The sequence below is a fragment of the Streptomyces sp. NPDC093085 genome, from assembly GCF_040683935.1.
Lineage (GTDB): Bacteria > Actinomycetota > Actinomycetes > Streptomycetales > Streptomycetaceae > Streptomyces.
The window spans coordinates 291,227-316,340 of record NZ_JBFBFB010000001.1 but is presented as its reverse complement, the minus strand read 5'-3'; the positions used below and the strand labels follow the sequence as shown (position 1 = coordinate 316,340).

General features: G+C 73.0%; 20 protein-coding genes and 1 pseudogene. 15 read left to right on the top strand and 6 right to left on the bottom strand.

Translation table 11 applies throughout. From position 1 onward, the window contains the following. Positions 1–112 precede the first annotated feature (112 nt). From AB0O07_RS01340 to AB0O07_RS01315, 6 genes are all read left to right on the top strand, one after another. Positions 113–907: an IclR family transcriptional regulator gene (locus tag AB0O07_RS01340; RefSeq protein WP_365624997.1), complete on the top strand. Its 795-nt coding sequence runs from the start codon at positions 113–115 to the stop codon at positions 905–907. Positions 908–971: 64 nt separating this feature from the next. Further along, entirely contained in the window at positions 972–1,559 is a 588-nt protein-coding gene (locus AB0O07_RS01335; protein ID WP_365624994.1) for a methyltransferase, read from the top strand. Beyond that, positions 1,552–2,469, top strand: a complete 918-nt coding sequence (locus AB0O07_RS01330; protein ID WP_365624991.1) for an NAD(P)-dependent oxidoreductase — start codon at positions 1,552–1,554, stop codon at positions 2,467–2,469. The genes AB0O07_RS01335 and AB0O07_RS01330 overlap by 8 nt, the downstream gene beginning before the upstream one ends. Positions 2,470–2,725: 256 nt before the next feature. Then, the gene (locus AB0O07_RS01325) at positions 2,726–3,493 is read left to right on the top strand and encodes an IclR family transcriptional regulator (protein ID WP_365624988.1); all 768 of its coding nucleotides are present in this window, start codon (positions 2,726–2,728) and stop codon (positions 3,491–3,493) included. Then, entirely contained in the window at positions 3,493–4,698 is a 1,206-nt protein-coding gene (locus tag AB0O07_RS01320; protein ID WP_365624986.1) for a CoA transferase, read from the top strand. Before AB0O07_RS01325 ends, AB0O07_RS01320 begins: the two co-directional genes overlap by 1 nt. 14 nt (positions 4,699–4,712) lie before the next feature. Next, positions 4,713–5,597, top strand: a complete 885-nt coding sequence (locus AB0O07_RS01315; RefSeq protein ID WP_365624983.1) for a citryl-CoA lyase — start codon at positions 4,713–4,715, stop codon at positions 5,595–5,597. A gap of 67 nt (positions 5,598–5,664) precedes the next feature. Here the strand turns inward: AB0O07_RS01315 and AB0O07_RS01310 are convergent, their stop codons facing one another. Further along, positions 5,665–6,852 (bottom strand): enolase C-terminal domain-like protein, encoded by a 1,188-nt coding sequence (locus tag AB0O07_RS01310; RefSeq protein ID WP_365624980.1) that lies wholly within the window; start codon positions 6,850–6,852, stop codon positions 5,665–5,667. Positions 6,853–7,049: 197 nt separating this feature from the next. On the opposite strand from AB0O07_RS01310, the gene AB0O07_RS01305 reads away from it, so the two are divergent. The 7 genes from AB0O07_RS01305 to AB0O07_RS01275 all read left to right on the top strand — a co-directional run bounded on the left by AB0O07_RS01305 (position 7,050) and on the right by AB0O07_RS01275 (position 14,307). Next, positions 7,050–8,108, top strand: a complete 1,059-nt coding sequence (locus AB0O07_RS01305; RefSeq protein ID WP_365624977.1) for an alcohol dehydrogenase catalytic domain-containing protein — start codon at positions 7,050–7,052, stop codon at positions 8,106–8,108. A 6-nt stretch (positions 8,109–8,114) separates the two neighbouring features. Beyond that, positions 8,115–8,954 (top strand): SDR family oxidoreductase, encoded by an 840-nt coding sequence (locus tag AB0O07_RS01300; protein WP_365624974.1) that lies wholly within the window; start codon positions 8,115–8,117, stop codon positions 8,952–8,954. After that, complete coding sequence (locus AB0O07_RS01295) at positions 8,951–10,036, top strand: 2-hydroxyacid dehydrogenase (protein ID WP_365624971.1); 1,086 nt, start codon at positions 8,951–8,953, stop codon at positions 10,034–10,036. The genes AB0O07_RS01300 and AB0O07_RS01295 overlap by 4 nt, the downstream gene beginning before the upstream one ends. Next, on the top strand, positions 10,033–11,139 hold the full coding sequence (locus AB0O07_RS01290; RefSeq protein WP_365624968.1) for a sugar kinase: 1,107 nt from the start codon (positions 10,033–10,035) through the stop codon (positions 11,137–11,139). Before AB0O07_RS01295 ends, AB0O07_RS01290 begins: the two co-directional genes overlap by 4 nt. 11 nt (positions 11,140–11,150) lie before the next feature. Continuing rightward, positions 11,151–11,903, top strand: coding sequence for an IclR family transcriptional regulator (locus tag AB0O07_RS01285; RefSeq protein ID WP_365624965.1), 753 nt, complete (start codon positions 11,151–11,153; stop codon positions 11,901–11,903). Continuing rightward, positions 11,900–12,580 carry a bifunctional 4-hydroxy-2-oxoglutarate aldolase/2-dehydro-3-deoxy-phosphogluconate aldolase gene (locus AB0O07_RS01280; RefSeq protein ID WP_365624962.1) on the top strand — a complete coding sequence of 227 codons (681 nt, stop codon included), beginning with the start codon at positions 11,900–11,902 and terminating at the stop codon, positions 12,578–12,580. Before AB0O07_RS01285 ends, AB0O07_RS01280 begins: the two co-directional genes overlap by 4 nt. A gap of 353 nt (positions 12,581–12,933) precedes the next feature. After that, the gene (locus AB0O07_RS01275; RefSeq protein WP_365624959.1) at positions 12,934–14,307 is read left to right on the top strand and encodes an MFS transporter; all 1,374 of its coding nucleotides are present in this window, start codon (positions 12,934–12,936) and stop codon (positions 14,305–14,307) included. Positions 14,308–14,369: 62 nt separating this feature from the next. Here AB0O07_RS01275 and AB0O07_RS01270 read toward each other — a convergent pair whose 3' ends face one another. The 4 genes from AB0O07_RS01270 to AB0O07_RS01255 form a co-directional block, all read right to left on the bottom strand. Then, on the bottom strand, positions 14,370–15,605 hold the full coding sequence (locus AB0O07_RS01270) for a glycosyltransferase (RefSeq protein WP_365624956.1): 1,236 nt from the start codon (positions 15,603–15,605) through the stop codon (positions 14,370–14,372). 202 nt (positions 15,606–15,807) lie between these two features. Beyond that, positions 15,808–17,139, bottom strand: a complete 1,332-nt coding sequence (locus tag AB0O07_RS01265) for a serine hydrolase domain-containing protein (RefSeq protein WP_365624953.1) — start codon at positions 17,137–17,139, stop codon at positions 15,808–15,810. A gap of 361 nt (positions 17,140–17,500) precedes the next feature. Continuing rightward, positions 17,501–18,166, bottom strand: coding sequence for a response regulator transcription factor (locus tag AB0O07_RS01260; protein WP_365627871.1), 666 nt, complete (start codon positions 18,164–18,166; stop codon positions 17,501–17,503). A 136-nt stretch (positions 18,167–18,302) separates the two neighbouring features. Further along, a complete protein-coding gene (locus AB0O07_RS01255) occupies positions 18,303–19,565 on the bottom strand; it encodes a histidine kinase (protein ID WP_365624950.1) in 1,263 nt (420 codons plus the stop codon). Positions 19,566–19,803: 238 nt separating this feature from the next. Between AB0O07_RS01255 and AB0O07_RS01250 the strand changes: the two are divergent. Then, positions 19,804–20,623: pseudogene (locus AB0O07_RS01250) on the top strand (SGNH/GDSL hydrolase family protein); the annotation flags it as partial. Between the two features lie 44 nt (positions 20,624–20,667). Beyond that, positions 20,668–21,516 carry a cellulase family glycosylhydrolase gene (locus AB0O07_RS01245; protein WP_365627868.1) on the top strand — a complete coding sequence of 283 codons (849 nt, stop codon included), beginning with the start codon at positions 20,668–20,670 and terminating at the stop codon, positions 21,514–21,516. 182 nt (positions 21,517–21,698) lie between these two features. Here the strand turns inward: AB0O07_RS01245 and AB0O07_RS01240 are convergent, their stop codons facing one another. Beyond that, positions 21,699–25,025, bottom strand: coding sequence for a S8 family peptidase (locus tag AB0O07_RS01240; RefSeq protein ID WP_365624947.1), 3,327 nt, complete (start codon positions 25,023–25,025; stop codon positions 21,699–21,701). Positions 25,026–25,114 lie beyond the last annotated feature (89 nt).

Here is a 25,114-nt window from a genome sequence, read left to right as displayed (position 1 = left end):
GGGCGGAGACCGGAAAATACGACGGTTGGCGACCGTGGTGTCCATCTGGTGGATATCGATGACCGCCAGATGGTAAACATCAGCCGCGAGGGGAAGCAATGGAGATGACACGGTGAAGAGAGACGTGGACCCGACGACCGCGACGACCGAGAGCGGCTCCGTCCGGGCGGTGAGCCGGGCGTGGCAGGTGCTGCGCGCGTTCTCCCCGGAGCGCATGTCGCTCACCCCGGCCGATCTGGTCCGGGAGACCGGCCTGCCGCGCACCACCGTGCTGCGGCTCGTGGAGACACTGGCCGGCGAGGGTCTGGTGGAGTCGGGCCAGGACGGCCGGATCCGGGTCGGCACCAGCCTGATCGCCTTCTCCGCCTTCGCCGAGACCGCCTGGACGGTCCCGCCCGCCTCGCTGGCCCGGATGCGCGCGCTGGCCGCCGAGACCGGCGAGACGGTGAGTCTGTACGTACGGAGCGGGACCCGCCGGGTCGTGGTCGGCCAGGCCCCGAGCCCCAGCACCCTGCGCCATGTGGTGGAACCCGGCGATGTGCTGACCCTCTCGGCGGGGTCCGCCGCTTATGTGCTGCTGGGGCTCGAACCTCCGGACGTACGGGAGGAGTTGGTGGCCCGTATCGCCGAGGAGACCGGGGCCGCCCCCGGGGAGCTGGGCGACGCGGCGCGGGGCGCGGCGGAGCGGGGGTGGTGGGTCACCCATGGCGAGCGCGAGCCGGGCAACAGCGGTCTCGCCGTCCCCGTGCCCTTCCCCGAGGGGGGCGCGCCCGCCCGTCCGCCGGTGCTCGCCGTCGGCGGCCCCACCGTCCGCTTCACCGAGGAGAAGATCCCCGGCTTCGTGGCGGCGGCCCGCGCCTGCGCGCGTGACCTCGCCGGAACGGGGCTGCCGCCCGCGCTGTACTGACCCGACCGTTCAAGACCGTAACCCGGCCGTTCGAGACCGTAACCCGACCGTTCGAAGGAGAACCGTGACCGCGTACGACTTCCCGCCCCCCGGGGCGCTCCCCGCCGCCACCGTGTCCGATGCGATGGACCGGTTCGGCGTCGCCGACGGTATCCGTCCGCTCTGGCCGGGGGCGGTGATGTCGGGGCCCGCGTTCACGGTGTGGACGCGCCCCGGTGACAACAAGGGGCTGCACACCGCGTTCGAGACGATACGGCGCGGGGAGGTCCTGGTCGTCAACGGCGGCGGGGACGAGACCCGGGCGCTCATCGGGGAGTTGGTGGTGCAGAAGGCCAAGGCGCTGTGCGTCGGCGGGATCGTGCTGGACGGCGCGGCCCGGGACGTCACCGAACTCGCCGGGCTCGGTGTGCCGGTCTTCGCCCGCGCGGTCACCCCGGCGGGCCCCTGGAAGACCGGGCCTTACCGGATCGGCGGGCCGATCGCGGTCGGCGGGGTGCCGGTGCTCCCGGGGGACTGGGTGGTCGGGGACGACGACGGGGTGGCGGTCGTCCCGGCCGCGCAGGCCGCCGGGGTGGCCGCGCGGGCCCGGGAGCTCATCGCGGGCGAGGCCGAGCGCCGGGCGGCCAACCAGCGGCTGGTGCCCCGTGGTTGAGGCTGCCCGTCCGCTCGTCTGGATCCCCCGGCCGGTCCACGAGGACGCCCTGGCCCTGCTCCGCCCGTACGCCGAGATAAGGCCCGGGTACGGCGCCGGGGCCGCCACGTTCGAGCAGGTACGGGAGCGGGTCGCCGCCATCCTGCTCCGTACCGAGCGGGTCGACGGGGCCATGCTGCGCTCCGCGCCCCGGCTCCGTGTCGTGGCCCGGCACGGCGTCGGCCTCGACACCGTGGACGTCGGCACCGCACGGGAGTTGGGGATCGCCGTCACCACCACCCCGACCGCCAACAGCCGTTCGGTCGCCGAGCACGCCGTCGCGCTGCTGCTCGCCGTGCGCCGGGGCATCGGGGTCGCCGTACGGAACGAGGGCGACACCCGTGCCGCGATCCGGGGGCGTGAACTCTCCGGCGCGACCCTGGGGCTGGTCGGGTTCGGCCGGATCGCCCGGGAGGTCGCTGCGATCGCCGCCCACGGCTTCGGGATGCGGGTACTGGCCCATGACCCGATGGTCGCGGACGGTGTGATGGCGGAGGCCGGGGCGGAACCTGTCGGCCTGCCGGCCCTGCTGGCGCGCTCCGACAACCTCAGCCTGCACGTTCCGCTGGTGGCGGCGACCCGGAATCTCATCGGGCTGCCGGAGCTGCTGGCGCTGCCCTCGGGCGCGGTGGTGGTGAACACCTCGCGGGGCGGCATCCTCGACGAGTCCGCGCTGCTCACGGCGGTCCGGCAGGGGCATCTCGCGGGTGCGGGGCTCGATGTCACCACCGTCGAACCGCTCCCGGCCGACCACCCGTTGCGGGCCGAGCCCTCCGTGGTCATCACCCCGCACACCGGGGCCCAGACCGAGCAGGCGCTGCGCCGGATGGCCACCGAGGCCGCCGGACACATCCTCGCCCACCTCACCTGACCCGGTCCGCGCGAGACCCCTCCGTACCCGCACGCCCGTACCCTCACACCCTCACCCTCACGCCGTACCCTCACACCCCACCGAACCACCAGGTGGTTCGCTTGTGCCGCTGGATGGTTCCGTGGTGTGATGGCGCCGCGTCATGGCGCCGTGCGACGGCACCGCACGACGGAACACCAGAGGTCCGGGGGAACTCACGGGACTCACAGGACTCAGGGGACTTACGGGCACTCACGGGATCGCGGGAGGAAACGGCATGCCGGAGACCGACGCCGGAGGGGTCCGCAGTGTGCAGCGGGCGGTGGAACTGCTCGCGCTCTTCGACACCGAGCACCCCAGCCGCCCGCTGCGCGAACTCGTCGACGCCACGGGTCTGCCGAAGACCACCGTGGTACGGCTGGTGCGCACCCTGGAACAGTGCGGGCTGCTCTGGAGCCGGGGCGACGGCCATCTCGTCCCCGGCACCGGACTGCTGCGCTGGGCCGAACTCGCCGGGCGCACCTGGCGGTTGCCGGAGGAGGCGCTTCTCGCGCTGGCCCGGCTGAGCGAGGCGAGCGGGGGCGAGACGGCCTCGGTCTACGTACGCCAGCGGCACACCCGGGTCTGTGTCGCCCGCCATGAAGGCACCCGGACGCTGCGCCATGTCGTCCATGTCGGGGCGGAGATGCCGCTCTGGTCGGGGGCGGCGAGCCATGTGCTGCTCTCCCGCGCGGACCCCGCCGAGCTCGCCGCGGTGGCCGCCCTCGCGCCGGACGGCGGGGGCGGGGAGCTGCTTCCCGCGCTGCGGGAGCGGGCCGCGCGGGCGGCCGAGAACGGGATGGCCGTCAGCCACGGCGAGCGGGAGCCCGGCGTCTCCGGGGTCGCGGCCCCGGTCTTCGCCGCCTCGGGCCGGCTCACCGCCGCCGTCGCGCTCGGCGGCCCGACCAGCCGCTTCACCGACGAGGCCGTCGCCGCTCTCGCCCCGGCCCTGCTGGACACCGCGCGTACCCTCACCGCGCTCGACTGCATCGGAGGAACCGCCTGATGACGACCCCGCTCCTGGACGGCATACGGGTCCTCGACCTCACCAATGTCCTCGCCGGGCCCTTCGCCGGCTACCAGCTCGCCCTGCACGGCGCCGATGTCGTCAAGGTCGAGATGCCCGGATCCGGCGATCTCGCCCGCCAGTTGGGCGCCGACCGGGGACTCGGCGAGGAACTGCTCGGCGCCTCCTTCCTGGCCCAGAACGCCGGGAAGCGCTCCCTCACCCTCAACCTCAAGGACCCGGAGGGGCGCGCGGCCCTGCTCCGTGCCGTACGCGCCTCCGATGTGCTGCTGGAGAACTTCCGCCCCGGGGTGATGGACCGGCTCGGCCTCGGCTGGGAAACCCTGCGCGCCGAGAACCCCTCCCTGGTCTACTGCGCGATCTCCGGCTTCGGGCAGACCGGCCCGCTGCGGGACCGTCCGGCGTACGACCAGATCGTGCAGGGGCTCAGCGGGATGATGAGCGTCACGGGCACCCCGGAGACCGCGCCGCTGCGGGCCGGTTTCCCGGTCGCCGACACCCTCGGCGGCATGGCGGCGGCGTATGCGGTGGCGGCGGCGCTGGTACGGCGCGGACGCACCGGCGAGGGCGCCTTCGTGGATGTCTCCATGCTGGAGTCGGCGCTCACCGCGATGGGGTGGGTGACCTCCAACTACCTGATCAGCGGCCGGACTCCGGAGCCGATGGGCAACGAGAACTTCACGGCGGCCCCGTCCGGGACCTTCCGTACCGCCGACGGGCACCTCAACATCGCGGCCAACCGCCAGCGCCAGTTCACCACGCTCTGCCGGCTCATCGGCCGCGAGGAGCTGACGACGGACCCGCGCTTCGTCCACCCCGCCGACCGGAAGACCCACCGCGAGGCGCTCCGCGCGGAGATCGAGACCGGGCTGGCGGCGAGGACGGCGGCCGAGTGGGAGGAGATCCTCTCCGACGCCGGGGTCCCGGCGGCCCGGGTGCTCTCGGTCCCGGACGCGCTCGCCCTGGAGCAGGTGGCCGCGCGCGGCTTCGTCCACGACCTGCCGTTCCCGGACGGGCGCGAGCGTGCGCTGCGGGTGCTGGGCAGCCCCGTACGGGTGGACGAGGACCCGGCGAAGCCGCCGGTGCCGCCGCCGCTGCTGGGGCAGCACACCGACGAGGTGCTGGCGGAGCTCGGATACGCGCCGGAGCGGATCGCGGCGCTGCGCGCGGGGGGTGCGGTGTGAGCGGGGCGAATGGCGTGAGTGCGGCGAGCGGTGTGAGCGGGGCGGGCGTCGCTGCGGGCGGCGGGGACGGCACCGGGGGCGAGGCGCTGATCGCCGAGCGGAGTGTGACCGACTGGTGGTCCACCGCGGTCAGCGAGATCGAGCCGGGCGTGATCCGGCTCCGCGGCTACCCCGTCGAGGAGTTGATCGGCCGGATCACCTTCGCCGAGCAGATCTGGCTGATGGTACGCGGCGAACTGCCCACCCCCGGCCAGGGCAGGCTGCTGGAGGCCGCGCTGGTCGCCGCCGTCGACCACGGGCCGCAGGCGCCGTCGATCGCCGCCGCCCGGATGGCGGCCACCTGCGGCGTCGGGCTGAACAGCGCGGTGGCGACCGGGGCGGGGCTGCTCGGCGATGTGCACGGCGGCGCGGGGCAGCAGTGCATGGAGGTGCTGGCGCGGGTGGCCGGCGGCGAGGCGGCCCCGGCCGTCGTCGCCGAGTACCGGCGACGCGGCGCCTACCTCCCCGGCTTCGGCCACCGCTTCCACCCCAGGGACCCCCGGCGGGACCCGCTGCTCGCGCTGGCCGGCGAGGCGGCCGGTGCCGGGGAGGTCTCCGGGCGGTTCCTGACGGCCGGGCTGGCGCTGGAGGCCGCGCTCGCCGAGGGCCGGAAGCGCCCGGTGCCGATGAACATCGACGGGGCCACCGCGATCATCTACGCGGAACTCGGCTTCCCGCCCGAGCTGGGCCGGGGACTCTTCGTCCTGTCACGGAGCGTGGGCATCTTGGCGCACGCCTGGGAGGAGACGGAGAACGGCGCCCGGATCAAGGGCCCGCTCCCCCGGCAGCTCCTCGCCGGCTACCACGGCACGCCGGAACGCCACCTGGACGCGGGGCGGGGCGGGATCCCGGGCGCCTGAGGGCGCCGTACACCCCGTACCCCTCACACGTCCGTACCCCTCACACCTCCGTCCCCCTCCGTACCCCTCACTCCTGCCAGTCGGCCAGTTCCGGCATCGCCTTCGGGTTGACGGTCAGTCCGATCCCCGCGGCGGTGGGCAGCGCCGGGGTGCCGTCGACGACCGCCGGTTCGCCGTCGAAGAGATGGTCGACGCGCTGGTCCTTCCCCCAGTAGGAGGGGTTGGTGAGGTGTTCGATCCAGCCGCAGTTGGGCTGGGAGAGCACGACGTGCAGGGTGGCCGCCGAGTACACGTGCGGGATGACCTCGATGCCCTGCCCCGACGCCATCTGGCAGACCCGGCGCAGCTCCGTGATGCCGCCGACGCGGTGTACATCGGGCTGGAGGACATCCGCCGCGCCCGCGTCCAGGAGCTGCTGGAAGCCGTACCGGGTGAACTCGTGTTCGCCGGTGGCGATGGGCACCAGGCCCAGATCGCGCAGCATCGCGTGGCCGGCGATGTCGTCGGGGATCAGCGGCTCCTCGACCCAGCGCAGACCGAGCCCGGCGAGGCCGCGCACCATGGCGGTGGCGAAGGGGCGGTCCCACCCCATGTAGGCGTCGCTCATCAGGTCGATGTGGTCGTCGAGTTCGTCGCGGATCGCCTCGGCGTAGCGGAGGTTGGCGAGCACCCCGGTCCGTCCGTCGGCGGGCCCGTACGGGAAGTTCGCCTTGACGCCGGTGTAGCCGCGTTCCGCGTAGTCGCGGGCCATACGGCGCACTTCGGCGAGGTCGTCGTCGGGCTGCACCTTGCTGGCGTACGCGCGGACGGGCTTGCCCGAGGGCCCGCCGAGGAGTTCGTACACGGGCTTGCCCGCCGACTTGCCGAGCGCGTCCCAGATGGCGATGTCGATGGCGCTGATCGCCTCGATCGCGGCGCCCTTGCGGCCGTAGACGATCGAGGAGCGGTACATCTGCTCCCAGATCTGCTCGGTGGCGGAGGCGTCCAGGCCGGTCGCGATCCGGCCCAGGTGGGCGTTGACCATCAGGGTGGCGGCGCCGATGCCGTCCTCGGAGCAGCCGAGTCCCGTGGTGCCGTCCGCCAGGGTGACCCGGACGACGACCACGCCCTGCGGCCAGGTGTACCAGGACCAGCCGTCGCCCCGGCGGGGGAACTCGTTCATCGGGCTCGGGCCGCGTACGCCCTTCTGCTGCTGCCAGAAGTTCCCCCACATCGAGCGGGCGACATGGCGTGCTTCAACGCTGACGATCTCCACGGGAAACCTCATTGCTCGGTGGTGCTCGGTGCTGGGTGCTCTGTTGACATGTTAAGCAGAAGCGACCTACTTTTTGCATATGCTGCGACTGCGTTGCAAATATTGCAACGCTTTGATACTCGTCGATACTCGCTCTCCTCTCGGTCGCAGTGTTTCTTCATCGGTGTTTCTTCGTCGGTTCGACAAGGCGGTTGGCAGTGAGCACAGAGACCATGCGGGCCATCAGATGGGCGGGCCCCGGCGAGCTGGCCGAGGACACCGTGCCCGTCCCGGTGCCCGGACCCGGCCGGGTGCTGGTCAGGGTGGAGCGGGTCGGCATCTGCGGTTCCGACCTCGCGATCCGGCGCGGCGAGCACGCCAGGGCCAGGCCCGGGGTGATCGTCGGCCATGAGTTCGCCGGGGTCGTCGTGGCCGCGCCGGGCGACACCGCGCCCGCGCTCGCCCCCGGCACCTCCGTGGCGGTCCGCCCCCTCATCGCCTGCCGGGACCGCGGCACCACCCCGCTCTGCGGACCGTGCGCCTCGGGCAGCCCGCATGTCTGCGCCTCGCTCGGGCTGTACGGCGTGGACGAACCCGGCGGTCTGGCCCAGTACGTCGCGGTACGTACGGAGGCGGCGCACCCCGTGCGCGGCGACGTCCCCGCCGATGTGGCCGTGCTCGCGGAGCCGCTGGCCGTCGCCGTGCACGCGGTGGCCCGCTCCGGGCTCCGTCCCGGCGCCACCGTCGCGGTCTTCGGGGCGGGTCCGATCGGGCTGTTCACCGCGCTGGTCGCCCGGTACCGGGGCGCCGGCCGGGTGATCCTCGTCGAGCCGAACGACTGGCGCCGCCGTACCGCCGAGGGGCGCGGCTTCACCGTGCTCGCGGCCGGGTCCGAAGCCCCGGCCCGGGTCAGGGAACTCACCGGCGGCGGCGCGGACATCGTCTTCGACTCCGCCGGGCACGCCGCCGTGGCGCTCCAGGTCACCGAGGCCGCCCGGATCCAGGGCACCATCGTGGTGGCCGGGGTCCACAAGACGCCGCCGGCGGTCGATCTGCGGGGCGTCAACTTCGCGGAGCAGACCCTGATCGGCACCCGGGTCTACTCCCGCGAGGACTTCCTGACCGCGATCGGCCTGCTGGAGAAGGACGAACTCGGCCTCGCCTCCCTGCCCACCACCACCTACCCGCTCTCCGCGAGCCAGGACGCCTTCGACGCGGCGGGGCTCGGCGAGGGCAGCGTCAAGATCCTCATCGCCCCGAACCACGACGGAAGCTGATCCCCGATGTCCGCACCCACCCCGCCCGCCGCACCGGCCGCGCCGACCGCGTCCACCGTGCCCGCCGCGTCCGGCCGCTCCCCCGGCGCCTGGGTCGTCGGCGCCTCCAGCGGCATCGGCCGGGCCACCGCCGCCCGGCTGGCCCGTGACGGCTACACCGTCGCCGTCTCCGGACGCCGCGAGGACCGTCTCGCCGAGGTCGTCCGGGAGATCACCGGCCAGGGCGGCAGGGCCCTCGCCGTCCCCGTCGACGTGACCGGCCCCGCCTCCTCCCTGGCCTCGGCGTACGAGCAGGTCGTGGCGGGGCTCGACGGCCCTCTCGAAGTCCTGGTCTGCTCGGCGGGCACCAATGTCACGAACCGCTGGTGGTCGGATCTCACCCCCGACGGCTTCGACCGGGTCGTCGACACCAACCTCGGCGCCGTCACCCGCGCCGTCCTCACCGTGCTCCCCGGCTTCCGCGCCAACGGCTTCGGGCAGGTCGTGGTGGTCTCCTCGTGGGCCGGCTGGCAGTACATGTCGGCGGCCGGCGCCGCGTACAGCGCCTCCAAGACGGGCCTCGGCGCCCTGGTACAGACCCTCAACGACCAGGAGGGCCGCTCCGGCGTCCGCGCCACCCACCTCTGCCCCGGCGAGGTCGCCACCGACATCCTGCGCACCCGGCCCGTCCCGCCGCCCGAGGAGGAGATGGCCCGCATGCTCGACCCGGACGATGTCGCCGAGGCGGTCGGCTGGCTGACCGGGCTGCGCGCCAAGGTGTGCGTCAACGAACTCGTCCTCACACCGGTCCACAACCGTATGTACGTCGACACCAGCGCCTACCCGCCCCGGAAGGCAGGAGCATGACGGACCCACAGACCGCCCCGCGCACGGACGCGTCGAACACCCGGCACACCGCGCCCCGCGCCGCACCGCACACCGCCCCGCTGACGGCCCTGGTCACCGACGAGAACGTCTGGCCCTGGCTCCGCGACGACCCGACGCTCGCCGAGCACGGCGTCGAGACCGTCCATGTCCCCTTCGAGGAGACCGAACGGCTCCACCACCGGCTCCCCGAGGCCGACGCCTGCGTCAGTGTGTTCTTCCCGGCCGGGCTCGCCGCCCGTACCGGCACCCGGCTGCGGCTGCTCCAGATCGCCGCCGCCGGCACCGACCACATCGCCTGGCCCGAGCTGCCCGCCACCGTCACCGTGGCCAACTCCTTCGGCCACGGCCGCTCCGTCGCCGAACACGTCCTGATGACGGTCCTCGCCGGCCGCCGTGATCTGCTCCGGCAGGACGCCCAACTGCGCGCGGGACACTGGCGCACCCGGCTGGTCGACCCGGACACGCCGTCCTTCCGTACACTGCCCGGCACCACCGTCGGCATCGTCGGCCTCGGCCATATCGGGGCCCATGTCGCCGCCCTCTGCACGGCCGTCGGCATGCGTCCCATCGGCATCCGCCGCTCGCGGACCGTACGGACCACCGCCGAGCCCGGGTTCGCCTGGGTGGACGGGCCGCACGCCCTGCCCGACCTCCTCCGGGAGAGCCAAGTCCTCGTCCTGGCCTGCCCGTTGGACGACACGACGTACGGCATGATCGGCGCCGCCGAACTCGGTCTGCTCGGGCCCGACGCCCTTCTCGTCAATGTGGGGCGCGGCGCGCTCGTCCAGGAGGAGGCGCTGTACGAGGCGTTGCGCACCCGGCGGCTCGGCGCCGCGGCGCTCGACGTGTGGACCACCCCCGCGAACCCCTCCCCCACCCCCGCCTCTCCCCTGCCCTTCCATGAACTCCCCAACGTGATCATGACCCCGCACTCCTCGGCCACCGCCGAGGACACCTACCGCGACCGCGCCCACGAGATCGCCGCCAACCTGAGGCGTCTGGCGGCGGGCGAGCCGCTGCGCCATGTCGTCAGGGCCGGGGAAGCGGAGCGTGTCCGATGACGAACACCACCACCGGCGCACACGGCGCCACGGGCGCACACACCACCACCGACGCCCTCACCATCGGCGAGACCATGGTGATGGTCACCCCGCGCGACGGCGGGCGGCTCGACGCGGAGTCCAGCTTCGTGCTGCGGCCCGGCGGCGCAGAGTCCAATGTCGCCGCCTCCCTCGCCGGGCTCGGCCACACCGCCCACTGGGCCGGGGCGCTCGGCACCGACCGGCTCGGCGATCTCGTCACCACCGCCCTCGGCGGCCACGGCGTCGACACCTCGCTGGTCCGCCGCGACCCCGGCCGCCCCACGGCCGTCTACTTCAAGGACCCCACCCCGCAGGGCACCCAGGTCGTCTACTACCGCACGGGGTCGGCCGCCACCGCCCTGAGCACCGCCGACCTCCCGGCCTGGACCGCCGTGCGCCCCCGCGTGGTGCACCTCTCCGGGGTGCTGCCCGTCCTCTCCCCGAGCTGCGCCGAACTCGCCCGCCACATCGTGCGGGAGCGGCCCTGGGGCGATGTCCCCGTCAGCTTCGACGTCAACCACCGCCCCGTACTCTGGGCCCGCGCGGCGGACCAGGAGGGCACCGGAGCCGCCGGAGGCGGTGGCGACCGTACGGCCGGCCCCGCCGACCCCGCCGGGCGGGCCGCCCGTACGCTCCTGGAGCTGGCCCAGGGGAGCGACATCGTCTTCGTCGGGCGCGACGAGGCCGCCGCCCTCTGGGGCACCACCGACGCCGAGAGCGTCCGCGCCCTCGTCGACCGGCCGCGCCACCTGATCGTGAAGGACGCCGCCGTCGAGGCCGTCTCCTTCACCCGCGCCCCCTCCGGCGGCTCCGGAACCGGACCGGGCCCCGACTCCGTCGCCCGGGTCCCGTCCCGGCGCGTCCGGGTCGTGGACCCCGTCGGGGCCGGGGACGCCTTCGCGGCGGGCTGGCTGAGCGGATGGCTCCACGGGCAGCATGAAACCCTGTCCCTGAAGCTTGGACACTACGCCGCCGCGCAGGTGCTGGCCTCCGCCTCCGACCTGGCGCCCCTCCGGGAGACCCGGCAGGTGCTCGCCGCGCTGGAGAGCGAGCCCGACCCCGCGCCCCCGGCCAGGAACTGAGGGATCACGCCATGTCGCAGACCGTCGCCCGTGCCATCGACATCATCGGCTTCGTCTCCCGTACGCCGCGCTCCCTCACCGAGGTCGCCGAGCGCACCGGGGTGCACAAGTCGACGGCTCTGAGACTGCTCCAGACCCTGGAGGAGGCGGGCTTCGTACGGAAGGACGCGGCCGGCCGGTACGCGATGGGGTTCCAGCTCATCGCGTACGGGCAGCTCGCCCTCGACCAGGTCGAGGCCCGCTCCCTCGCCCGCCCCGCCCTCCAGGAACTGGCCGAACGCCACGGCCACACCGTCCACTTGGGCGAACTCGTCGGTGACCGCGTGGTCTACATCGACAAGATCGACGGCAAGGGCAGTGTCGCCATGGGCTCGCGCATCGGGCTCCCGGCGCAGATCCACACCGCCGGGGTCGCCAAGGCGATCGTCGCGTTCCAGGCCCCGGCGGCCCAGGAACGCATCCTCGGCCAGGTCACCTTCGAGCGCTTCACCGACACCACCCACACCGACCGCGCGGCCCTCGCCGAGGATCTGCGGCTGACCCGCGCCCGGGGGTGGGCGGAGGACGACGGCGAGCACGAGGCGTACATCAACTGCGTCGCCGTGCCCGTCTTCGACGCCCGGGGCAAGGTCACCCACGCCATCTCCGTCACCGCGCTCTCCGCCGTAGCGCCGCTCCCCGAACTCCGTACCCACCTCGACGAATTCCGCTCGGCCGCCCAGCGGATCAGCACCAAGCTGGGCTGGAAAGGAAACACACCATGACCGCCACCGACCCGGGCGCCGAGACCGGCGCCGCCGTCGGCACCCCCGTCAGCACACCCGTCGCCGCCATCAGCGCCGGCTTCTTCGCCCGGCACCTCGCCACCACCCCCGTGATCGGCATCTTCCGGGGCGAGGACCCGGCCACCACCGTCGAACTCTGCCGCCGCGCCTGGGAGTTCGGCGTCGACCTGGTGGAGATCCCGGTCCAGTCGGAGTCCGCCCTGCCCTCCCTGGAGGCCGCCGTGGTGGCCGCCCGCGACCTCGGCAAGCTGGTCGGGGCCGGCACGGTCACCACCGTACGGCGGCTCCGGGCCGTCCAGGAGGCGGGCGCAGCCTTCACCGTCGCCCCGGGCCTCCACCCGGCGGTCGTCGCGGCCTCCGCCGAGGCGGGGCTGCCCCATCTGCCGGGGGTGGCCACCGCCACGGACATCGCCGACGCCCTGGAACTGGGCCACACCTGGCTCAAGGCGTTCCCGGCCCAGCAGCTCGGCGCGGGGTGGATCACCGCCCACCGGGCACCCTTCCCCGAGGTCCGCTTCGTCGCCACCGGGGGCATCGGGGCGCGTAACGCGGCGGAGTTCCTGGCGGCGGGGTGCGCGGCCGTCGCCGTCGGCTCCGCCCTCGCCGACCCCGCCGAACTCCCCCTGCTCCGCGAGGCGGTGAGCCCCCGGACCTGACCTGCCACTCGCCGCCGGGCGCCGGGCGCCCGGTGCACACGCCTACGGATACGTCGCCTACGGATACGTCACGTACGGACACACCACGTACGGATACATCGCGTACGGACACACCGCGCTCGGAACACACCATCGAGCGCACCCCGCATCACACACCGCACATCACACATCGCGGTCACACCACAGTCACACCGACGATCCGGTCCGCCGGTCGTCCGTCGAGGCGCCCGCGCCGCGCCGCGAGCGCGCCCGCCGTCCCGACCCCACCCCCCATGAGCCGCACACCCTGCCGCGGCGTCGCACAGCCCTTCAATGACGAAATGGCCGCAAGGCGATACCGAAGAGAGTCCTCCATGGCACACACATCCGCCTCACCCCGACTCGACCCCAAGGCCGTCAGACGCGTCGTCGTCGCCAGTTCCATCGGCACGGTCATCGAGTGGTACGACTTCGCGCTCTACGGGGTGGCCTCCGCCCTGGTCTTCGGCCCCCTGTTCTTCCCCGGCGAGAGCTCCGTGGCCGGAACGCTCGCCTCGTTCGCCGTCTTCGCCGTGGCGTTCTTCGTCCGGCCCATCGGCGGTCTCATCGCGGCCCATGTCGGGGACCGGGTCGGCCGCAAGCCCGTACTGATCTTCACCATCACCCTGATGGGGGCGGCCACCGTGGCGGTCGGCCTGTTGCCGACGTACGAGACGGTCGGGGTCTGGGCGCCGGTCCTGCTGCTGATCACCCGTATCCTCCAGGGCATCGGGGCGGGCGCGGAGTTCGCGGGCGCCGTCACCACCGTCGCCGAGTACGCCCCCGCCCACCGGCGCGGCTTCTACACGTCCTTCGCCCAGGCCTCGGTCGGCGCCGCATTCGTGCTCTCGACCGGATTCTTCGCGATCCTGGCGACCATCCCGGAGGACGTACTGCTCGGGTGGGTCTGGCGGCTGCCCTTCCTGGCCAGCTTCGTGATCTTCGGGGTGGCGCTCTTCATCCGCAGCCGTATCGAGGAGACCCCCGACTTCGTCCAGGCCCGGAAGGCGATCGCGGAGGGGCAGCGGGAGCAGCCGAAGGCCCGGAAGATCCCGGTCGTCCAGGCGCTGCGGGAGCGGCCCCGCCATCTGCTGGTGGGCCTGTTGTGCGGCTCCGGGCTCAATGTGGCCGGGTACCTCGTCAACACCTTCTCGCTCAGCTACCTCAAGAACACCCTCGGTGTCCCGGCGACGGTCGCCACGGTCGGTGTGGTGGTCGCCATGGCCAGCAGCATCGTCGCCGTACCGTTCTTCGGCCGGCTCTCCGACCGGGTGGGCCGGATCCCGGTCCTCGCCGGGGGTGCGGTCTTCACCGCGCTGTACATCCCGCCGTACTTCCTGCTGCTGGACACCGAGCAGCCGGTGCTGATCGTCGTGGCGATGACGGTCGCGTACGGGGTGGGGCAGAGCGCGATGCTGGGGTCGCAGTCGGCCTTCCTCTCGGAGCTGTTCGAGACCCGGTACCGCTTCACGGCGATCGCCTTCTCGCGCGAGCTGAACGTCATGGTGCTGGGCGGCACCACGCCGTTCATCGCCACCGCCCTGGTCGCCGCCGCCGACGGGCCGTGGCTGGTCGTCGCGTTCGTGGTGCTCTGCCAGGCGCTGACCCTGCTGGGCCTGGCGCTGGCCCGCTCGCCCCGTACCCGCGCGGAGCGAGCGGACAGCGGCGAGCGCGACGCACCCAACCCGGCGGCCACCTCCACCGCCTGACCCGCGGTGACCCGTGCCGCGCCACGCCGTACGGGTCACGCCGTACGGGTCGCGCGGGCGGGTCAGGCGGGCGGGGTGACGCGGCCGTCGCCGGCGGCGGCTTCCAGGAGCAGTTTCGCGGCCACCGTCGCACCGTCCGTCCGTACCAGCCCGGCCACCTCACTCGCCCGGGTCCCGGTCCCGGGGGCGAGGGCGGTGGCCAGCGCGGCGGAGAGGGAGTCGACGGTGGGGGTACGGCCCTCGTGCGCAGCGCCGATGCCCAGCTCTGCCACGCGCGCGGCCCAGTACGGCTGGTCGGCGATCTGCGGGACGATCACCTGGGGCACCCCGGCGCGGGCCGCCGTGGTGGTGGTGCCCGCGCCGCCGTGGTGGACGACGGCGGCCACCCGGGGGAAGAGCTTCTGCTGGTTGACCTCGCCGACGACGAAGCAGTCCTCGGCGTCGTCGACCGGGACGAGCCCCGCCCACCCCCGGCCGAGGAGGATCCGGCGGCCCTGGGCCCGGATCGTCTCGATGGCGACGGCGGCGACGTCCTTCGGGGCGTACGCGGCCATGCTGCCGAAGCCCACGTACACCGGGGGCGCGCCGGCCGCCAGGAACGCCTCCAGCTCGGGATCGAGGGGACGGTCGTCCGGCCGGATCCACGCGCCGGTCTGGACGAGGTCCAGCTCCGTCCTGCCCCGCGCGGGGCAGAGCGTGGGGTCCGCGGCGAGCAGCGGATGGTCGGTGAGGACATGGTCGCGTACGTTCTCCACCGGCGGGAGCCCGATCGCCGCGCGATGCCGGTTGAGGGCCTCGCCGTACAGCGCGTTCACCCGCTCCGCGTCCTGCTTCCACAGCGTCCGGTTGTCGGCGCCCGGCGCCGACGGGGTGCCGGGCCGGGCACCCGGGGGGACGTGCCGGGACGGCAGCCCGAGGGTGTGGAAGCAGGCGAGCGCGTAGCCGATGCCGCGCTTCTCCGCCACATCGCGCACCCCGGCCGGCATGAGGCCGGTGGCCACCAGCATGTCGGCCCCCTCGGACGCCTCGGTGAGGACCTCGAACCGGGCCCCGACCAGCTCGGCAGCGAGCCGGAACGCGTCCTCGGCCGTCGGCGGCTTCTCCCGGGCCACGATGGACCGAACCGTCGGGCCCAGCGGGATCAGCGGCAGGCCGACCCCGTCCAGGAGCGCGGCGAACTCCTCGTCGGGCGGCGCGCACACCCGTACCTCCGCGCCGAGTTCCCGCAGCCCCACCGCGAGTCCGGCGAGCGGCTCGACATCCCCGCGCGACCCCCATGACGACAACACCACACGCATGCCGTGAATCTCCTATTTCCCCAGGTACAGGCTTCGGCCGGCCATCCTGACGCATACCGGGGGCCTTGCCGCAAGCCCCCCTCCGCGCTATATTCTGAGAGTGGCAAGGAGAGAACTCTCCTTGCCTTTGTCGTTGGTGGCGTTGGTCGCCTCGGTCGTGCCGGCGGCCGGCGTCGCAGGTGCGCGTTGCCGGGCGGCCGCGTCAGTCGTGCGCCGGGGCCCCTGCCGGGACGGGCTTGCCGAGCATGGCGCAGACCGCGGCGTCGGTCAGGGCCTTGTTGGCGGCGGCGGCCTTCGGCTCCTTGACACCGAAGTTGGTGGCGGTCAGTACCGCGACGCCGCGCCGGCCCGTTCCGTCGGTGTAGATCTCGCTGGAGTAACCGGGCAGGCTCCCGGTGTGACCCCACACGGTGCCGCAGACGGTGTCCACACGCATCACACCCAGCCCGTAACCACCGCCGGAGTCGGGGGCGGGCACGGTCGTACGCATCTGCCGGAGCTGGGCCCCGGACAGCAGCTTTCCGGTGTCCAGAGCGGTGAGGAAGCGCTGCCAGTCCCGTGCGGTGGAGACCATGCCGGCCGCCGCCCCGCTCCAACCGGAGTCCAGGCCGGTGGTGTCGACGTTGTCGTCGGGGCGTTCGGGGCCCGCGAACCCGGTCCCCTCGGGCAGGCCGTACTCCGCGAGGATCCGCCCCAGCCGTGCGGGGCCGGGCTCGTATCCGGCCGCGTGCTTCTTCTCGGGGTCCCAACGGGCGTCCGTGGCGAGGAAGGTGTCCTTCATGCCGAGGGGCTTGGTGATCCGCTCCTCGATCACCTCGGCCAGGCTCCGGCCGGTCGCCTTCTCCACCACCATTCCGAGGGCGATGTAGTTGGCATTGCTGTAGAAGTGCTTCTCGCCGGGGGTGGCCGGCGGCTCCTGGGCGGGGGTGATCGCGAGGAGTTCCCGCGGGGTCCAGGTGCGCTCGTCCTGTCCGATCATCGAGGGCAGGAACTCGGGGGCGAAGAGGAAGTCGCCCAGGCCGCTGGTGTGGTCGAGCAGCATCGTGAGGGTGATGTCCCGGCCGCCGGGTACCACGCCCGGCAGCCACTTCTCCACCGGGTCGGTGAGCTTCACCCGTCCCTCGGCGACCAGTTGGAGCACGACGGTGGCGACCATCGTCTTGGTGTTGGAGCCCACCCGGAACTGGTCGCCGGGCGCGAGCCGGTGGTCCTCCCGGGTCCAGGCGGTCTGCCGGGCGATCTCCACGGGCTTCCCGCTCCCCCGGTCGACCCGGACGATCACGCCCAGGGAGCCCGAGTCGGCGGCGCGCTGGGCGAGTCGGGCCAGTTCCGCGGTGGTCGGCGCCGGGGAGACCGGCTCGCTCCGCCCGGCCGGGACCGCGGCGTCGGCCTCGTCCACGGCCGAGCAGCCGAGCAGGGTCCCGCCGAGCCCGGCGACCAGCGCGAGGGCCAGGGCTCCCCGCAGGGTACGGCGCGGGGACCACGAGGGCGCGGAGGCGGACGGGCGGGCGGGCGAGGACGGGCGTACGGGCATGAGGGAGCCTTTCGAGGTGGTACGGGTCGAGGTGGTACGGGGGTTGGGGGTACGGGGGTTGGGGGTACGGGGGTTGGGGGTACGGGGTGGGGCCGGGGGCTCCTGGTTCCGGGGCCCGCGGCGCGAGAACCATTCAGCCAGGGCGGCCGACGGGGTACATCCCACGTCGGAGTGGTGTGCGTGGCGCTCCCGTCACTCGAAGGAATGAGCTGGAGCGGCGGCCGGTCACCCTGGCGCGGAGCCGGATGTCCCGGGGACCGTCCGGCGCGCCCCGGGCGGCCGGGCCCCTCGGGGCGGCCGGGCCCGTCAGGACGGCCGGGGCGCCCCGGGCCGTCTGGGCGGTGTGATCGCTGCCGTACGGTCAGCGCAGTGTGGCTCTGGCCAGGACGGCCGCCTGGGCGCGGCTCTGGCAGCCGGTCTTCGCGAGGAGCCTGCTGACATGTGTCTTGACCGTGTTCACGGTCACCACCAGCCGCTCGGCGATCTCCGCGTTGCTCAGGCCCTCGCCGACGAGCCGGAGCACATCGCGTTCCCGTGCGGTCAGCTCCCGCAGCCGGGCCAGTTCGCGTTCGTCCGGCCGGCGCCGGGTGGTCAGATGGCCCTCGATGATCCGGCGGGTGACGGCCGGGCTCAGGGCGCTGTGGCCGGCGGCGGCAGCGCGAACCGCCGCCGTCAGCTCCTCGAACGAGCTGTTCTTGAGCAGGAACCCGCTCGCGCCCGCCGCGAGCGCGTCGTCGACGTATGCGTCGAGGTCGAAGGTGGTCAGCATGAGCACCCGGGTCCGGCCGGGGCCGAGCATTCCCCGGCGGCCGAGTTCGGCCAGGGCCCACAGGCCGTCCCCGCGCGGCATCCGGATGTCGAGCAGGGCGACGCGCGGGCGCAGCCGTACGCACGCGGCGACGGCCTCCTCGCCGTTGGCGGCGGTGCCCACCACGTCGAGGTCGGCCTGGGTGTCCAGGATCATGGTGAGGCCGGTACGGATGATCTCCTCGTCGTCCGCCACCAGCACGGTCGTCCTCTCCGGCACGGTCGGCCCCTCTGGCGCGGTTGTCGGCTCTGGCGCGGTTGTCGGCTCGGGTGCGGTCGTCCCCTCGGGGAGCGTCGTGTGCTCGGGGAGCGTCGTCCCCTCGGGCAGTGTCGTGTTCTCGGGCAGTGTCGTGTTCTCAGGCACCGGGGGTCTCCAGCGGCATCGTGGCGAGGACGCGGAAGCCGCCGTCGCCGGTGGGTCCCACGGTCAGTTCGCCGCCCAGCGCTTCCACCCGTTCCGCCATGCTGACCAGGCCGAGCCCGCTCCCGTCGGACGGTACGGCGGGGCGCGTCGGGCGGGCGTTCACCACGTCGAGGCGTAATCGCGCCCGTTCGCCGGCCACGGCGTCGGCGACGGTGACGGCGAGCCGTACCGGCGCCCCGGGGGCGTGGCGGCGGGCGTTGCTCAGGGCCTCCTGGACGATGCGGTAGGCGGCGAGCCGCACCGGGCGCGGGAGGGCGTCCGGGACGGTCCCGACGGTGGCGTCCACGGTGCCGCCCGCTGCCCGGTGGCTGTCGAGCAGCGTGGCCAGCTCGGTCAGGTCGGGGGCGGGCCGGCGGGGCGGTTCCTCGGCGGGGTCCCGTAACATCCGGAGCAGGTCGCGGAGTTCGCCGCCGGTCCGCCGGCCCGCCGCGGCGAGTCCGTCGATCCGGGTACGGGCCCAGTCGGGCAGTTCGTCGCCCCGGGCGCGCAGCGCTTCGGCCTGGACGACGAGCAGGGTGAGCGAGTGCGCGACCATGTCGTGCATCTCGTGGGCGATCCTGATCCGTTCGCGCTCGGCGGCCTGCTCGGCCCGCAGCCGCTGTTCGCGGGTGGCGTCGGCGGCCCGCTGTTCCGCCGCGGCCAGAAGGGCGCGGCGGGTGCGTCCGGCGAACCCCAGCGCCCAGGCCGACGGCATCGGCGCCAGGACGGCGAGGACGTCGATGCCGCCCTGGAACGTGCTCCGGTCGGCCGTCAGCCGGTTCACCCAGAGTCCGGCCAGGACCAGTACGACGCCGCCGAGCACCGCAGCCCCGGTGCGCCGCCGGTCCGGGCAGCGGCTGCCCAGGCCGTGGACGACCACGGCGAGGGTGAGCGACGCCAGCAGGGTGAGCTTGGCGCCCAGGGCGGCCCCGGTCACCAGCGCCACCACATAAGCGGCGAGGACGGTGAGGAACGCCGTGGCGGGCAGCCGTCGCCGGAGCACCACGGCGGCCGTGCCCACCGTCTCGAAGCCGAGCAGCAGCGACCAGGCGAGCCGGGAGGGGTCCATGCTCGGCTGCGACAGGGCGGGGGCCAGGACCAGCAGGACGGCGAGGCCGGCGTCGGTGCCCCACGCGGGGAGCCCGGAGGGCCGGGACACCCCGGGTATCGGGGGAAGGTCGGGGCGGGCGGGGATATGCGGACGTGCTTGGCTCACCCCCTTGACCTTAGGGATCCGGGTGCCGGGCTTCGTCACCCAAAGGAGCTACTTTCGGCGTGCATGCCAAGGCTCTTGACGGGCCGTCGGGTCGGTGCGTTGATGTGCCCAGACCCCCGAACGGCCGTGAGAGCGGCGAGCGGATCACCCCACCCCGGAGTGGGAGCGCTCCCATGGCCGCCCGGCGGGGCTCTGTCCGCTCGTTCCTCACCCCCCACCATGCGAAGGGAACCTGGTCATGCGGAACAGCACACCGTTACGGGCGCTCCTGGCCGTTCTGGCCCTCGCCGTCGCCCTGCTCACCGCCGCCGCCGCGCCTCCGGGCGCCGCCGCCACCCGGGCGCCGGATCCGGTGACCCCGGCGGCGGGTCCGGCGTCCTCGGCGGCGGGTCCGGCGTCCTCGGCGGCCGATCCCGTCCGTGTCATGCCGCTCGGCGACTCGATCACCGGATCGCCCGGGTGCTGGCGGGCCGTGCTCTGGAACCAGCTCCAGAACGCCGGGTACACGGACATCGACTTCGTCGGCACGCTCGGCCCGCAGGGGTGCGCGCTGCCGCACGACGGCGACAACGAGGGGCACGGCGGGTATCTCGCGACCAATGTGGCCGCCCAGAACCTGCTCCCCGGCTGGCTGGCCGCGACCCGTCCGGACGTCGTCATGATGCACTTCGGCACCAACGACGTGTGGAGCGGGATCGCGCCGGAACGGATCCTCGCCGCGTTCGACACCCTCGTCGACCAGATGCGGGCGAGCAACCCGGACATGAAGGTCCTCGTCGCGCAGCTCATCCCGATGAACCCGAGCGGCTGCGCCGAGTGCGCGCAGCGGGTGGTGGCGCTCAACGCCCTGATCCCGGGGTGGGCCGCCGGGCGCTCCACCGCCCGCTCCCCGGTGATCGCGGTGGACCAGTGGAGCGGGTTCAGCACGGCGTCGGACACATACGACGGGGTGCATCCCAACGCCTCCGGTGACGACAAGATCGCCGCCCGCTGGTTCCCGCCGCTCTCCGGGCTGCTGACGCGGAGCACCCCCGACACCCGGGCCACCGGGCTGCGGGTGAGCAACGGCCGGCTGGTGGAGAGCAACGGGAACGACTTCGTCATGCGGGGTGTCAACCATGCCCACACCTGGTTCACCGGCCGCACCACCGCCGCGCTCCGCGACATCAAGGCGCTCGGCGCCAACACGGTGCGCGTGGTGCTCAGTACGGGCGACCAGTGGACCAGGAACGACACCGCCGATGTGGCGAACGTCGTCGCCCAGTGCAAGCAGAACAAACTGATCTGTGTGCTGGAGGCCCATGACACCACGGGGTACGGCGAGCAGGGCGCCGCGGTCTCCCTCGCCCGCGCCGCCGACTACTGGATCAGTGTGCGTTCCGCGCTGACCGGACAGGAGAACTACGTCATCGTCAACATCGGCAACGAGCCGTACGGCAACAGCAATTACGCGGGGTGGACCGCCGACACCTCGGCGGCGGTCCAGCGGCTGCGGAGCGCCGGGTTCGAGCACACGCTGATGGTGGACGCGCCCAACTGGGGCCAGGACTGGTCCTTCACGATGCGGGACAACGCGGCGTCGGTCTTCGCCGCCGACCCGAACCGCAACACGATGTTCTCGATCCACATGTACGGCGTCTACGACACCCCGGCCAAGGTCTCCGCGTATCTCAACGCCTTCGTCAGCGCCCGACTGCCCATCCTGGTCGGCGAGTTCGGTGACATGCACTCGGACGGCAACCCGGACGAGGACGCCATCATGGCCACCACCCAGTCGCTCGGGCTGGGCTATCTCGGCTGGTCGTGGAGTGGGAACGGCGGCGGTGTGGAGTATCTCGACATGGCGTACGGCTTCGACCCGAACTCCCTGAGCGCCTGGGGGCAGCGTATCTTCCGGGGCGCCAACGGGATCGCCGCGACCTCCCGGCAGGCCACGGTGTACGGCGGGTAGCCGGCCCCCTGGGACGGGCCAGGTGAAAGGGCCGCGCCCGGGGTGGTGTTCCCCGGGCGCGGCGGTGGTGCCACCGCTGCCGGCGGTATCGCCGTGCGGCTTTCTGTGCGAGAGCTGACAGGCCTTGTGCGAGCGGGCACGCCCCGCGTGCGCAGACCGGGCCCCTCGCGAGCGGACGGACCCTACTTGAGCAGGTAGGCCTTGATGATGGTCACGTCGTAGGTGTTGCCGTTCTTGTCCGTCAGCTTGGCCTTGAAGGAGACCGACTTGGCGGACTTCGGGTGGCTCAGCGACAGGCTCCGCTTGCCGTCCTTCGTGGTGACGGGGGCCTTCGCCCACTTGGTGCCACCGTCGTAGGAGACCTGCACGGAGAGGGACTTGAAGCCCTTGCCCGCGGCGGGACCCTGGATCGAGACGGGGACGGTGAGCTTCTTGCCGGCCGCCGCCGTGGAGGTCAGGTCGAGCTTCGGCTGGAAGCGGACGGTGGAGAGGGGCAGGTCGACGACCGTGTCGGTGGAGGGCTCCTTCGTGGTGAAGGCCCACTTCGCGGTCAGCTTGCTGGTGACACCGGCGACCTTCGAGGGACGGGTCAGCTCCGTGCCGGCCACGACCCGGGCCGACTTCGCGGGCAGTCCGTCGCCGAGCTCGCAGAGTTCGCCGTCCGAGTCGACGACCTTCTTGCCGTCGACGGTGAAGGTGGTCTTCTGCTTGGTCACCGAGGAGGTGCCGGAGTGGCCGGCGCCGTCGGCGAGTTCACCGACGCAGACGACGAACTCGTCCCGGTACCGCTGGCCGAGGTTCGCGCCGTCGACCTTGGGGCTGAACACACCGACGTTGTACGTCTTCGTGTAGGTCTTCTTCGGCTGGTAGACCCGGGTCTTGTCATCGCTCTGGTAGGCGAATCCGTCGCTGTCCTTGCGCCCGGTCTCGTAGGTGTTGAAGCCCCACTCGACGCCCTTGGCCGCGTTGACGTAGACCTTCGCCTTGGCGGGCACCGCGAAAGGCTCGCCGCTCATACCGATGGTGAGGCCCGTCACGCTCCACATGGGGTCGACGCTGGCGACGCGGTTCTTGGCGGAGGCGCCGACCGCCACATCGACCTGGGCGAGGTCGCTCTTGGCCACCTTGCGGGTGTAGCCGTCGAACATCGAGCCGGTGCGGGGGTAGAGCAGACCGTAGCCGGTGGAGCCCTTCTGCCAGAGGCCGCCCGTGTACCCGGTGAACTTCTTCGCGGCGAGGGTCGCGCCGACGTGGCCGGTCCGGACGCCCTTGAAGTTGTCGAAACCCAAGAGGGAGAAGTAGCCGCCGTCGTTGACGAGGAGCCGGTAACCGACCATGGCAGCGATGTTCTTGGCGGAGTCCGGCGCCGTGATCGAGACCGGCTTCGCCTTGCGGGCGTCGAAGGTGACCGTGGTGTTCTTGGTGAGCGCCTGGGCGGGCGCCGTCATCAGGGCGTAATCCGGTTCCGCGCCGCCCGACTTGGGCGTCTCGACCGGGGCGTCGATGAGGTAGGTGCCCTTGGGGAGCCGGATCTTGACGGTGCCGGTGCCCGAGGCGTCCTGCCAGATGTCGCCCTGGTGACCGTAGACGGAGGCGCCGGCCCTGGCGGCCTTGCCCTTGGTGTCGATGAACTTCATCGTGAGGTTGTACGACTCGGCCTCACGGATCACCCCGAAGGTGGTGCGGACCGTCTGGCCGCCCTGGGCGGCCTTGGCGACGACCGTGCCGGAGAAGGCCCCGTCCACACTGCCGATCTTGGTGTCGGAGGTCACCTTCACGGACGCGGTGGAGCCCGCGGGCACGGTGACGCTCTTCACGCTGGTGGTGAAGAAGCCGGCCGGGGCGGGCTTGCCCTTGGGGCCGACGGTCTCCAGCGACAGGTCGAGGGTGATGTCCTCCGTACCGGTGTTGCGGTACGTGATCTGCTTGCTGACCGCCTTGTCGTCGGTGTGCGGCCACTGCTGGAGACCGAAGTTGACCGAGGTCTGCTCGGAGAACACGGTCTGCTTGACCGCCTTGGCCACATCCGCGCGCCCGGTGCCCTGCTGGAACGGCGTCAGGGAGGTGTTCGGCTTGGCGGAGGCGGTGAGCGCCTGCTTGATGCGCTGACCGCTCCAGTCCGGGTGCTGCTGGGCGAGGAGGGCGGCGGCGCCGGCCACATGCGGGGTCGCCATCGACGTACCGGACATCGAGACGTAGCCGTCGGCGGCCGGGGTGCCGATGACGCCCTGGGCCGCCTTGGCCGCGACGATGTCCACGCCGGGCGCGGTGATGTCGGGCTTCAGGGAGCCGTCGGCCGTCGGGCCCACGCTGGAGAAGTCGGCGAGCTGGTCCTTGCGGTCCACCGCGCCGACGGTCAGGGCGGAGGCGGCGCTGCCGGGCGAGCCGATCGTCCCGGCGTCGGGTCCCTCGTTGCCCGCCGCGATGACGAACAGGATGTTCTTCTCCGCGGAGAGCTTGTCGACCGCCTGCTCCAGCGGGTCGTACTCCGCGGTGTCGCCGCCGCCGAGGCTGAGGTTGGCGATCCGGGCGCCCTGGTCGGCGGCCCACTGCATGCCGGCGATGATGCCGGAGTCGTCACCGAAGCCGGCGTCGTCGAGGACCTTGCCGTCGAGGATCTTCGCGCCGGGCGCGACCCCCTTGTACTTCCCGCCGGACTTGGCGCCGGAGCCCGCGACGGTCGAGGCGACATGGGTGCCGTGGCCGAAGTGGTCGACGGTGTTGCCGGAGCCCGAGAAGTCCTTCTGGGCGACCTCCACACCCTTGAGGTCGGGGTGGGTCTGGTCGACGCCGGTGTCGAGGACGGCGACCTTCACGCCCTTGCCCGTGTAGCCGGCCTCCCAGGCGCTCGGCGCGCCGATCTGCGGGACACTCTTGTCGAGGCTGGCCTTGCGGCGGCCGTCCAGCCACACCCGGGCCACCCCGGTGGTCACCGTACGGTCGGTGCCGGCGCCGCGTGCGGTGGGCGCGGTCAGTGCCTCCCAGACGCCGGCCGCGTCCGCCTTCTCGGCGGTCAGGGCCTCGCCCTTGACGGCGGGCAGGTCACGGCGGACCGAGACATCGGCGGCCGCGATGGCGGACTTGGCGCGCGCCTTGTCCTTCGTGTACGAGACGATCAGCGGCAGCGTGGCGCGGTGGGCGTCGTCGTACTGGGCCTTGATGAGCCCGGTGACGTTGAACAGCCGCCGGTCCAGAATGCCCTGCGCGACCAGCTTGCCCGCGTCGGCGGGGATGACATAGGTGGCGCCGTCGACCCGCTTGACGGAGACGGGTATGGACTCGCGTCCCTCCGCGCGCTCGACGCGGGCCACCCGGTCCTGGGCGTCGACATGTACCCGGTCCCCGGTGATGAGGGTGACCACCGACGAACCACGCTGTGCGTGGCGGGCGTTGGCCTGGAAGTTCTGGAGGGCGGCGTCCGTGGCGTTCGCCGTGGTGCCGCCCGCCGCGGGCTGCCCGGCAGCGGCGGCCCCGGTCGTGAGTCCCGCGGTCAGGAGAGCGGCCACCATGGCGGCGCCCGCTCTGCGCGTGTATCTGTGCAACTCTCCCCCAATGACGAAGTAAAGGTTGAACAAAGCCCCCGATCGGCCCGGAAGAC